Origin of the sequence: Polyangium sp. 15x6 (assembly GCF_029960785.1) — a bacterium.
In the GTDB taxonomy this organism is placed as follows: domain Bacteria; phylum Myxococcota_A; class Polyangia; order Polyangiales; family Polyangiaceae; genus Polyangium.
Genome location: NZ_JASBQE010000183.1, coordinates 1 through 10,447 on the forward strand (window position 1 = coordinate 1; position 10,447 = coordinate 10,447).

The window sequence follows — 10,447 nt, forward strand, 5'->3', positions numbered from 1 at the left end:
CCGTGCTCGTCCCCCCGAAGCTCGCGCCCCCCGAGCCCCCCGCCCGAGCCTCCGCCCCGCCTCCCCGCGTCGAGCCCGAGCCGCGCCTGCCGCCGCCTCTGCTCACGCTCGAACAACACGCGTCCTTGACCGTCGAGCTCGCGATGGCCCCGGACAAACGACCCGAGATCCTCGCGCGGTATCGGATCACGCCGGAGCAGAAGAACGAGCTCGATCGGCACTACCAGCGCCTCGTCCAGAAGGACGCGTCGACGCACGCCGCATGGCACGCGGCCTATCGCGCCTACCACGCCTGGCTCGTCTCCACGGGCCCGAGGCCTTGAGCTTGTGCCCCGGGCGCCACCTCGTGGATGATGGCTCGCACCGATGCGCAGCCGCCCCGACGTCACCGTCTACCTCGACCCGTCCGAGCCGAGCGCCGGCGAAACACTCCGCGTCCACGTTCACCTGAAATCCAGGACCCAAACGCCCTTCGACGCGATCGACGTCGAACTCGTGGGCCGCGAGTCGCGTTATCGGCGCACGTCGTCCAACGGAAAAACCTCGACCCGCAAATACCATCGCCGCGAGATCGTGCGGCTCGGGAAGCGTTTTCCCGCGGGTGTCCTCGAGCCCGGGACCTGGGAGCAGGCGGTCGATTTTCCTCTGCCGCCGGACCTGCCGCCCACCTATCGCAGTGGATACGCCACGATCGAGTACGAGCTCTCGGTCCACGTGCACATCCCGTGGTGGCCCGATCGCCACGAGGCCTACGTCATCCCGATACGGGTGCCGACCACGAGCGCCGTGCCCCCCGAGCCGCGCGTGTTCACGACCCAGGCAGGCGAGCACCGCGGCGAGGCTCCCGTGGTCGAGCTCTCCGTCGAGGATCAACGCTTGCCCCTCCTGGGCACCCTCGTGGGCGCCGTCGCGTTCACGGGCCTCGGAGATCGCAGGCTTCGGCGTGTCGAGCTGTCGGCGAGCGTCGTCGAAACGGCGCTCGTCACCAGCAGCGCCGGCCCCGCCGAGATCGAGCGCCGCACCTGGACGCTCTTCGAAGGCACGCCCGAGGAGGGCGCCTCGATCCCGTTCCGGATCGGCATCCCGCCCGATCTCGTGCCCACGTTCCATTCGCCCTTCATCCGCGTCGATCATGCGCTCGAGGTCACGGCTGTCGTGGCCTTCGGTCGCGATCTGTCCCTGCGCGTGCCCGTCGTCGTCGAGCGCCAGAGAGGCCTGCGCAAGCCCGCGAAGGGCCTGCCGCTCGTCGGCAAACAGCGCCATCTGTCCGTGTGGCGCGCGGTCGCCGATTCGGCCCGGGCCGCGGGCTCCACGGTCGTCGACTTCGATCCCGAGCAGGCCGCGCTCGTCCTCGACGTGCGTGGCATCCGCGTCGAGGTGACCGAGGAGCACCGCGAGGGGCTCGGGCCGTGTGTCGCGGCCGAGCTCGCGTTCCCCGCGCTGGGCCTCGATCTGCGCCTCGCGGAGCGGCGATGGACCGATTTCGGCGCGAAGCTGCCCGGCCTCGACAAGCGCCTCGCGAAGCGCTTCACGGTGCAGGCGCGCGAGCCCATGCAGGCGGCGAGCTTGCTCGGCGCCGAGGTGAGCGAGGCGCTCGAGGTCTTCGACGAGGCGGCGCTCGACGACGAGCACGCGGTGATCGTGCAGAAAGGCGGCGTCTACCAGGTCTCGGGCCTCGAGCGGTTCCTCGCGCGGGCGCAGATGCTCGCGCATCGCCTGGCGAAGGCGATCGCCGCGTTGCCCCCGCCCGCCGCGCTCGCGCCGTCTCTGCCCGCCTTCCAGCAGTTCGCCGAGCAACGCGGCGCGCGCCTGCGGGTCGGCGATCTCGCGCTCGAAAACTTCTCCCGCGCCGGGATCGTGATGTCGCTCGATCACCGCTGGGAGGAAGATCGTCCGGCCGAGAGTCGGCTCTGGTCGCCGCGGCCCGAGCGTGATCTGCCGGCCTCCGTTCGCGAGACGCTCACGAAGGCCACGGGGCGCGAGCCCCTGCTCGAAGAGTCCCGCATCGGCATTCGCTTGCCGCTCGTGCAGGATCCCGAGGAGGTGCTCGGCACGGCCGACGCGTTCGCCGCCGCGGTCGCCGCGCTCGCGGGCGCGACGAGCCTCGGGCCGTACCGATGAGCGTAGCGCCGGGGTTTCACCCCGGACCCGACGAGGGGCTGTCCGCCCCTCGACCCGGACCAGCGCAAGCGCTGGACTCGGGGTCGATGAACTGCGCGATGCGCAGTTCATCGAACGAGCCCGGGGTTCAAGACCGGCGACGACCTTGCCAGCCAAGACGGCAGCGCTGACGTCTCGACGGGCAAGGCGGTCCTACCGGCCTGTGGGAAGAACTGCGCGGAGCGCAGTTCTTCCCCCTGAGGTCCAGGGCTTGCCCTGGTCCGGGTCGAGGGGCGGATAGCCCCCGCGGGGTCCGGGGCAGCGCCCCGGCGCAACGGCTTGCCTCAGGGCGCGGGCGCCTGCGGCGGTCGCGCGGACCGTTCGACGCTCGCGAGCTCGATGCGCCGCAAGAGCTCGATGCTCCGCGCGTCGCCGGGCGTGGCGTCGACGAGCTTGCGCGCGTGGTGTTTGGCCTCCTCGAGGATGCCGAAGCGCAGCGTCAAGAGCGCGAGGTTCCGACGCGCGGCCGTGAGGCTCGGATCGGCGCGCAGCGCGGCGAGGTAGCGCTCGCGGGCGCGGTTGTAATCGTTCTTCTTGTCCGCGACGATCCCCAGATCGAAGAGCGCCTCCGCGTCGTTCGGGGCTTCCTTCGGGATCGGCGCGAGGACCTTCTCCGCCCCGTCGAGATCGTTCTCGCGGATGAGCAGCGCGCCGAGCAGCACCGCCGCGTCGCGACCGACGCCGCCCTCGTACGCCCGCCGGGCGGACGCGACCGCCTCCGCCGTCCGACCTTGCTGATCGAGCGCGAGCGCGAGCGCGTACTCGAGCAGCGGCTCGCCTCCGTCCACGAGCGCCGCGCGCGCGACCTCCTCGGCCCGCTTCCCCTCGCCGTTCGCCGCGAGCGTTGCTGCATGCGCAGCATGCACGAGCGGATCGGTCGGGCACTGCGTCGCCGCGGCCTCGGCGGCATCGAGCGCGCGAGGAACGTCTCGCAGGTGCAGCATGACGAACGCTCGGCGCGAGGCGCAGGCGCAGCTCGCGGGCTTGCGCGTGAGACATCGATCGACGACCGCGAGCGCGGCGGCGTGATCACGGGCGCGCGCGTGCGGCCCGATGATCACCTCGAGGGCGCGCCGCGCGTCGCCGTCGCGGAGCACGGTCTGCCACCACATTTGCGGCGTCGAGAAGAGCCACTCGGCTGACGCGCCGAAGAGCACGAGGCCGAGCGCCACGACGGCGGACGCGACGAGGCGCGCGTTCCTGCGCGGAGCCACGATCGCGGCGCACGCGGCGAGGCCCGTCCAGAGCGGCACGGCCACGAAGAGCACGCCGCGGCCGAGCGGCGCACGGGGGCCGCGGACGTACGCGCCGACGACGAGGGAAACGACGACCGAGAGGACGAGCGCGGCGGCGGCGATCCTCGCTTCGGTCGAGCGGACGCGGGCGCCGAGGCGGAGCGCGCCGAAGACCACCGCCGCGAGCACGACGGTCGCTAGAAGCGCGCCCGTGATCGATCCGGGCGCGGGCTCGGGCGCGAAGAGCGGCGGCGCGATCGCGAGGGCGAAGGCGTGCGCCGCGCGCGTGATCGTCTCTACGAGGATCGAAGGGATGGACACGACGAACGAGGGCGCCCGTCGTTCAGTTGGTCACCATGACCCAGCCGTTGATCGCGTCGTTCGAGTTCAGCGCGGTGGGCGACACGTTCCGCACGCAGAACCCGACGTTGTACGTCCCTGCCGCGAGGCCCGACACCGTGCCCGCGGCGGCGAACGGCGCGCGCGCCGAGATGCTCGCGGTGATGGAGTACGAGGACGGGTAGAACGTGATGATCGAGCCTCCTGCGGCCTGGTAACAAAGCCCGAAGCCCACCGAGGTGGCCGAGCCCGAGCTCGACCCGAGGATGGCCACCGCCGAGCCCGTGATCCGCTGCCCGGCCGCGACGGTCACGCTGACCGGCGTGGCCGCCCAGGCGAACGCGAGCGAGCTGCCATTCACGGTGATGCCCGGCGCGTCGAGGCTCGTGGTCGACACGACGCCCGTCGCGCCCGTCGCGCCTTTCGCGCCCGTATCGCCCTTCGGACCCTGCGAACCCGTATCGCCCTTCGGACCCTGCAAACCCGTATCGCCCTTCGGCCCCTGCGCACCCGTATCGCCCTTCGGGCCTTGCGCACCCGTATCGCCCTTCGGGCCCTGCGAACCCGTATCGCCCTTCGCGCCTGTCGCGCCCGTCGTGCCTTTCGCGCCCGTATCGCCCTTCGGCCCCTGCGCGCCCGTCGCGCCGACCGGACCTTGCGGCCCCTCGGGACCCACGAGCCCCGTCGGATCTCCGACCCACTTGCCCGTCCCGTCGATCACGATCGTCCCGCCGACCCAGACCGACGTCGGGTGGATGTCGCCGATCGCGTCGCCGGCGACCATCGCATACGGCACGCTCTGCACCGGAGAGCGCGGCGTCATCTCGGGATCGTCGCCGACCGTCACGCCGAGGTAACGCACCGAGCCGTCGAAGACGTTCTTCTCGAACGGCGTGAGCGTCCCGAGGTTTGCCGAGAAATACCCCTCCTCGAACGTGATGTCGTGCGACTCGGTCCAGATCGGATCGACCGCCGCGGGATCGGCGTAGAGGGCGAACCTCACCTTGAGCGTGCCATTCACCGGGACATCGGCGGCGTCGTAGAGCCGCCCCTGGTGGGTGATGGTCTGCGGCACCGCGGCCTCTGCGGCGACGGCGCCGGCAGAGAGCGCGAGCGCGCAGGCCGAGGCCGAGATCAGGCGCGTGATCATCCCGTTGCTCATGGCAAGCTCCCGTTCGCTCCAATGAGTCCGCCCTGCATCCGATAGCTGGGCGATGTCGTCTTCGACTGGTTCTGCGTGGGCTGCCCGAGCGTGAAGACCATCTTGTACCTCGGGCTTCTCATCACGTCGCCGGCGCTCACGGTCTCGTTCCCGGGAGGCCCTGGCGGGACGAACGGCGCCCCGCCGGAGCCGCCTTCGCCTCCCGTGCCGCCGCTGCCGCCCGTGGATCCGGGCGTCGTGGAGGGCGCGTCTTCGCCGCACGCGGCGACCATCCCCAAAAGGAGCAGCGCCGAAAGATACAGTGCCCCGTGTTTCATCCGGTTCATGGATGGCCTCGCGCTGGTACGCCTCCGCCGAGCATTAAACAGCCGTTCAGACTGGAAATACAAGCGTGATTTTCAGCTAAGCTCCGCCCTCGTGACAGGGTTCATCGCTCCCTCGCGGCGGACATCGATACCCGGACCGGCCCTCGCTGCCGCCGCCTTCCTTCTCTTCGCCACGCTCCCTGCCGCCGCCGACGACGCCCCCCGCAAAACCGACGCGCCGGCCGCCGCGAAAACCGCGCCGAATCCCCCCCCGACGAGCACCCGCAAGGGCCTCGCCGTCGCGGGATCCTTCGTCCCCGGCGCGCTCGTGCATGGCACCGGGCACCTCGTCCTCGGCCATACCCGCACCGGCCTCGTGCTCCTCGGCGCCGAGGGCGCCGGGCTCGGGCTCATCGTCGCCGGGCTCGGCGGCGCGGCCGCGACCGGCGCCACCCGCAGGTTCATCGGCCCGATCATCCTCGGCACCGTCACCGGCGCCGCGTTCTTTTTCCTCTCGGCCCTCGCCGACGTCTACGGCGTCCTCGCGCCCGAGGGCGGCACCGGCAGCCCCCCGGTCTACCTCCCCTCGGTCGAAACCCAGCTCGGCGTCACGTTCGTCCACGACCCGAACTTCGCCCACAACGCCTTCCTCACGCCCGGCGCCGATCTCCGCGCGGGCTCGTTTCGCCTCTCGGCGCTCGGCTTCTTCGCGCTCGACGACACGAACGCCCGCACCCGCATCTCCGCCGCGTATCGCTTCTTCGGCCCGCGCCCGAGCGGACACGAGCGCGCGCGCGACGGCTCGTACCTCGACGTCGAGTTCGCCCTGACGAACCACAGCTACGCCACCGAGGGGTTTTCCGTCACCACGGGCGAGCTGAACCTCCTCGGCCGGCTCGATCTCGCCCGCGTCGGCCCCACGCTGCGCGGCTCCTTCGCCGAGCTCGGCCTCGGCATCGCGTATGCCGCGCATCGGTATCCGGGCATCGGGGTCGAGGCGAACGATCTCCTCACCCCGCGCATGGCGTTCGGCATGTACCTCGGCCACAGCGGATATCCGCGCGGCGAGGCCATGGCGTATTACGAGCACCGCCACGACGGCTTCGCCGGCGGGTTCAAGAGCCCCGGCCTCGGCAGCGGCATCGCCGGGCATTTCGGGGCCCAGACCCGGCTCTTCTTCACGCCCCGCTGGGGCGCGTTCTTCGACGTGCAGGGCGGCTCGGCGCTCGTCGGCCGCGCCTCGCTCCTCTTTCGGTACGGAGGGAACCCGTGAAGCCCATGCAATCGTTCTTCGCCGCGCTCCTCCTCGCCTCCGCGGCGCCGCTCTTCGCCTCTTGCCTCGACGTCGCCGAGGGCCGCGCCCGCCGTGATCTCGAAATCGGCCGCGCCTCGCAGGGCGACGTCGGCGTCGAGATCGCCGAAGGCCTCGCGGCCGTTCGCCGCCTCGGCGATCGCGAGCTTCACCTCTGGGCCTCCGCGCCCACGCTCTCGATCCGCTTGACCACGGGCGCCTCCGGCGGGGGCACGTGGAACGTTCGCATCGAGAACCTCCTCCCCGACGCGGAGCTCTTCGCGGAAACGAAGGCCGGCGCGCCCCTCGCCGTCACGATCGCCGACACGCCTTTCCCCACGGAGCGCTCGTTCCGCCTCGATCTCCCGGCGAACGAGGAGATCACGCTCTCTCTCCGCGCGCCCGATCGGGCCTTGCTCACGCCATGGCGCTTCGCCGTCTTCGCCGACGTCCAGGAGGCCATCGACGGCGTCCAGGACATCTACACGAAGATGAACGAGACGCCCGGGATCCGCTTCGCGCTCATCAGCGGCGACCTCACCTCGCAGGGCACCGTGGAGCAGCTCGAGACCTTCCAGCGCGAGATGAAGGCCCTCGCCTTCCCTTGTTACTCGACGCTCGGCAACCACGAGCTCGGCACGCGAGACGACCTCTACCACGAGTATTTCGGCCGCGGAAACTACACCTTCGATTTCCGCGGGGTGCGCTTCACGCTCCTCGACTCTGCGAGCGCCACGCTCGATCCTCTGGTCTACACGTGGCTCGACGGCTGGCTCGAGGGCAGTCGCGACCGCTTGCACGTCGTCACGATGCACATCGTGCCCATCGATCCGGTCGGCTCACGCAACGGCTCGTTCGCGAGCCGCGTCGAGGCCGACAAACTCCTCGCGCAGCTCGCCCGGGGCGGGGTCGACCTCACGTTTTACGGGCACATCCATTCGTATTACGCGTTCGAGAACGCGGGCATCCCGGCGCACATCACGGGCGGCGGCGGCGCGATCCCGGAGCGGATGGATGGCATCGGCCGGCATTTCCTCACGGTCGACGTGATCCCACCGGGCGTGATCGAGCAGGTGGCCATCGTTCGCGTCGATTGATCACGCGAACAAAAAGAAAAAGCGCCTACTCGACGGCGGGGGGGGGAACCGGAGCAGGCGCTCGCGGGGGATGAGAGCAACCCGTATACCAACCTCGGGATCCCCCTGATTCGCGAAGATCCGCGTCGGATCGACCTTCCCGCATCGCAATGTTGCAAGGATGCGTTGCATCCGTGCGAGGCGTCCTCCCTTCGGTTCTGTCGTGTACGGTCATGCTCCGCGCAGAATGGGAGGATGATCATGCGATACACGTTGTTCTTCGGGCTCACGGCCCTGCTCGTCGGATGCTCGGGCCCTCTGCCCGAAACGGCGTCCACGAGCGTCGGCGGGACGGCGGGCATGGGTGGGATGGGCGGCGCGGTCGGCACGGGCGGCGCAGGCGCCGGAGGGGACGGCGGGAACGGCGGCGCCTTCGCCGGCATCGGGGGAAGTGCGGGCAGCGGCGGGAATGGTGGCAGCGCCTACGACTGCCCGTCGCCCTCCTTTGTCGAATTCGAGGGCGACGGCGCGCCCAAGCAGCTCGGCGCCGCGTGCTTTGGCACCTGGGGCGACATTTTCACCGACGTCGCGAACGGGCACACGGATTACGTGCTCGGCCAGGGGAACCCTCTCCGGCTCCTCCTCCACGGATGCCGCGAATCCACGCCGCAAGGCTCTCCGAGGCTCACGCTCGCAGCCGCCCTCTTTTCCGAGGGCATGGTCACCACGGGCGGCGCCCTGTACAGGCCGGAGGGAGGCGACACCACCTACAGCACGGCCACCAACCTCGAGCTCACCCTCACGAAATACGGCCCGCTGGGCGACACGATCGAGGGCACGTTCACCACCGTCGTCACGCGCGACGGCAACAACGACGAGACCCTCACCCTGACGGGCAAGCTCTCCGTCTGCCACGTCCCGGGGGCACCGCCGGGGTGAAACACAAAATAAAAAGAGCGCCTACTCGACGGTGGGGGGGGGGGACCGGAGCAGGCGCTCGCCCATCCCTAGGAGCAACCCGCGGGCCAATGGGATCCATTCGGGCTTTCCAACACTTACGTCCCCTCCCCACCCCACGTATCTCAATTCTGCAACATACGGCGATCAATTCTGCAGTCGCAGAACGTGCACGTTATCACAACCCGCAGGATTTCAACGGGATTTTGACGTCCCGCGTCGCGCCGCATGCGCCCGTTCAGAGCGGATACGGCAAGGTCGCGCCGAGCACGGTCACGAGGATCAGCACAATGGGCAGCAGGACGAGGAATACGATGAACGTGTAGCCCATCACGTCGCGCGCCCGCAGACCGAACAGGCCGAGGATCGGCAGCATCCAGAACGGCTGCACCAGGTTCGCCAGCGCCTCGCCGAGATCGTAGACCGCCACCATCCAGCCGAGGTGCACCTTCAGATCGTGCGCCGCCTGCATCACGTACGGCGCCTCGATCACCCATTTCGACCCCCCGCTCGGCACGAACACCCCGAGCACGGCCGAGTACACCGCCACGACGGCCGGGTACGTTCGGGGCGTCGACAGCCCCACGAAAAACCCCGCGATCGTCTCGTTGAGGTGCGTCTTGACGATCAGCGCCGCGATCCCCGCGTAAAACGGGAACTGCAGGATCACGCCCCACACGCCCGGCGTCGCCTCCTTCACCGCGCGCATCAGCCGCGCCGGCGTCCCGTGCAGGAGCACCCCGAGCGTCAGGAAGATCAGGTTCACCGTGTTGAGGTTCAGCGCATTGAGCCCCTGCCCGCTCGACGCGAAGTACCCCACGAGGTAGCCGCCTGCCAGCAAGACGAAAAGCAAGCTCGGGATGGGCGAATGTTCGAGCCACTCCCCCGGCGTCGCCTTTCGCGGCGGCTCGTCGGCCTCGAGCGGAGAGCGCCCGAGATCGATCCCGAGATCGGCCGCGCTCCGCGCCCGCGCGGCGGAAGGCGCGTAGAAGTACACGAGCGCCGTGACGATCACGATCTCGACCACGACGGACACGAGGCTCTGCCAGAGGAAAATCGTGCTCGACAGCGGAATCACGCCGCCCGGCACCTTGCCGCCCGCCTCCACGATCGCGCGTGTCGCCGGCTGCATCGCGCTCGGCGTCGCCATCTGCAGCGCCGCGCTCCCGCTGAGCCCCTGCGCCCAGATGCTGCCGAGCCCGAGGAACGCGCTCGCGGCCACGGCGCGATAATCGACGCCGCGCACGCGCCGCGCCGTCTCCTTCGCGAGCATCGCGCTGAAGATCAGCGAAAATCCCCAGTTGAACCACGACGACAGCATCGCGAAGAGCGCGACCCAAGCGATCGCGACCTGCGGCGAGCGCGGCACGGAGGCGAGCGCGCGGATGAGGCGATAGACCGGCCGCGTCGTCGCGACCACGTACCCCGTGATGATCACGAGGGCCATCTGCAGCGTGAACGGGATGAGCTCCCAGAACCCGCCGCCCCAGATCGCCGCGACTTCGGCGGCCGCGCTCGCCGCGCCCTTCTTCGACGCGAGGCTCCCCCACGCGGCGATGACCACGAGGAACGTGGCCACGAGCGCGAAGACGAACGCGTCGGGGATCCACCGCTCGGCCCACGCCGTGAACCGCGCCGCGACCCGCTCGAGCGCGCCCGCGGGCGGATCATCGGCAGGCAGAGGAGCCTTGGGCTTTTCGAGGGAGCTCGGCAGCTCGGCACCGGACATGCGGCGGAGGGTACTCGCCTCGCGCGCGGATGTCGCCGCTCATTTAGCACTACTGCGGGACCTTCCTCCACCTCTGCGCGGGCTCGAGCGGGTCCTGGGTGGGGTTGTGTCGTTTGTTTCTTACTTTGTCCTCCAAATCTTGCGCCCGGTTTGCCCAGGTACTTGAAAGGTTTGTCCGCGGACCGCATGATGC

Annotated in this window: 8 protein-coding genes and 1 pseudogene; 5 read left to right on the plus strand and 4 right to left on the minus strand. The window is 70.1% G+C overall.

Features of this window, described 5'->3' with window-relative positions:
• Together QHF83_RS51805 and QHF83_RS51810 are read left to right on the plus strand one after the other, a co-directional pair.
• A pseudogene (locus tag QHF83_RS51805) lies at positions 1 to 323 on the plus strand (hypothetical protein); the annotation flags it as partial.
• A gap of 43 nt (positions 324 to 366) precedes the next feature.
• A complete protein-coding gene (locus QHF83_RS51810; RefSeq protein WP_282425600.1) occupies positions 367 to 2,121 on the plus strand; it encodes a hypothetical protein in 1,755 nt (584 codons plus the stop codon).
• Positions 2,122 to 2,444: 323 nt separating this feature from the next.
• Here QHF83_RS51810 and QHF83_RS51815 read toward each other — a convergent pair whose 3' ends face one another.
• From QHF83_RS51815 to QHF83_RS51825, 3 genes are read right to left on the minus strand one after another with little or no spacing between them, the layout of a single operon-like run.
• A complete protein-coding gene (locus QHF83_RS51815) occupies positions 2,445 to 3,716 on the minus strand; it encodes a tetratricopeptide repeat protein (RefSeq protein ID WP_282425601.1) in 1,272 nt (423 codons plus the stop codon).
• A gap of 22 nt (positions 3,717 to 3,738) precedes the next feature.
• Positions 3,739 to 4,896, minus strand: a complete 1,158-nt coding sequence (locus QHF83_RS51820; RefSeq protein WP_282425602.1) for a collagen-like protein — start codon at positions 4,894 to 4,896, stop codon at positions 3,739 to 3,741.
• Positions 4,893 to 5,213, minus strand: a complete 321-nt coding sequence (locus QHF83_RS51825) for a hypothetical protein (protein WP_282425603.1) — start codon at positions 5,211 to 5,213, stop codon at positions 4,893 to 4,895. The genes QHF83_RS51820 and QHF83_RS51825 overlap by 4 nt, the downstream gene beginning before the upstream one ends.
• Positions 5,214 to 5,313: 100 nt before the next feature.
• Here QHF83_RS51825 and QHF83_RS51830 point away from each other — a divergent pair, with 100 nt between their 5' ends.
• The 3 genes from QHF83_RS51830 (at position 5,314) to QHF83_RS51840 (ending at position 8,507) form a co-directional block, all read left to right on the plus strand.
• Positions 5,314 to 6,474, plus strand: a complete 1,161-nt coding sequence (locus QHF83_RS51830; RefSeq protein ID WP_282425604.1) for a hypothetical protein — start codon at positions 5,314 to 5,316, stop codon at positions 6,472 to 6,474.
• A 5-nt stretch (positions 6,475 to 6,479) separates the two neighbouring features.
• Positions 6,480 to 7,589, plus strand: coding sequence for a metallophosphoesterase (locus QHF83_RS51835; protein WP_282425607.1), 1,110 nt, complete (start codon positions 6,480 to 6,482; stop codon positions 7,587 to 7,589).
• 240 nt (positions 7,590 to 7,829) lie between these two features.
• Complete coding sequence (locus tag QHF83_RS51840) at positions 7,830 to 8,507, plus strand: hypothetical protein (RefSeq protein WP_282425605.1); 678 nt, start codon at positions 7,830 to 7,832, stop codon at positions 8,505 to 8,507.
• Between the two features lie 256 nt (positions 8,508 to 8,763).
• Here QHF83_RS51840 and QHF83_RS51845 read toward each other — a convergent pair whose 3' ends face one another.
• The gene (locus QHF83_RS51845) at positions 8,764 to 10,254 is read right to left on the minus strand and encodes a TIGR00366 family protein (protein WP_282425606.1); all 1,491 of its coding nucleotides are present in this window, start codon (positions 10,252 to 10,254) and stop codon (positions 8,764 to 8,766) included.
• Between the last annotated feature and the right edge of the window lie 193 nt (positions 10,255 to 10,447).

What these genes read in the sequence shown, in the direction of transcription:
- QHF83_RS51810 (WP_282425600.1), top strand. Translation starts at nt 367, where the DNA reads ATGCGCAGCCGCCCCGACGTCACCGTCTACCTCGACCCGTCCGAGCCG.
- QHF83_RS51820 (WP_282425602.1), bottom strand. Translation starts at nt 4,896, where the DNA reads ATGAGCAACGGGATGATCACGCGCCTGATCTCGGCCTCGGCCTGCGCG.
- QHF83_RS51825 (WP_282425603.1), bottom strand. Translation starts at nt 5,213, where the DNA reads ATGAAACACGGGGCACTGTATCTTTCGGCGCTGCTCCTTTTGGGGATG.
- QHF83_RS51835 (WP_282425607.1), top strand. Translation starts at nt 6,480, where the DNA reads ATGCAATCGTTCTTCGCCGCGCTCCTCCTCGCCTCCGCGGCGCCGCTC.
- QHF83_RS51840 (WP_282425605.1), top strand. Translation starts at nt 7,830, where the DNA reads ATGCGATACACGTTGTTCTTCGGGCTCACGGCCCTGCTCGTCGGATGC.
- QHF83_RS51845 (WP_282425606.1), bottom strand. Translation starts at nt 10,254, where the DNA reads ATGTCCGGTGCCGAGCTGCCGAGCTCCCTCGAAAAGCCCAAGGCTCCT.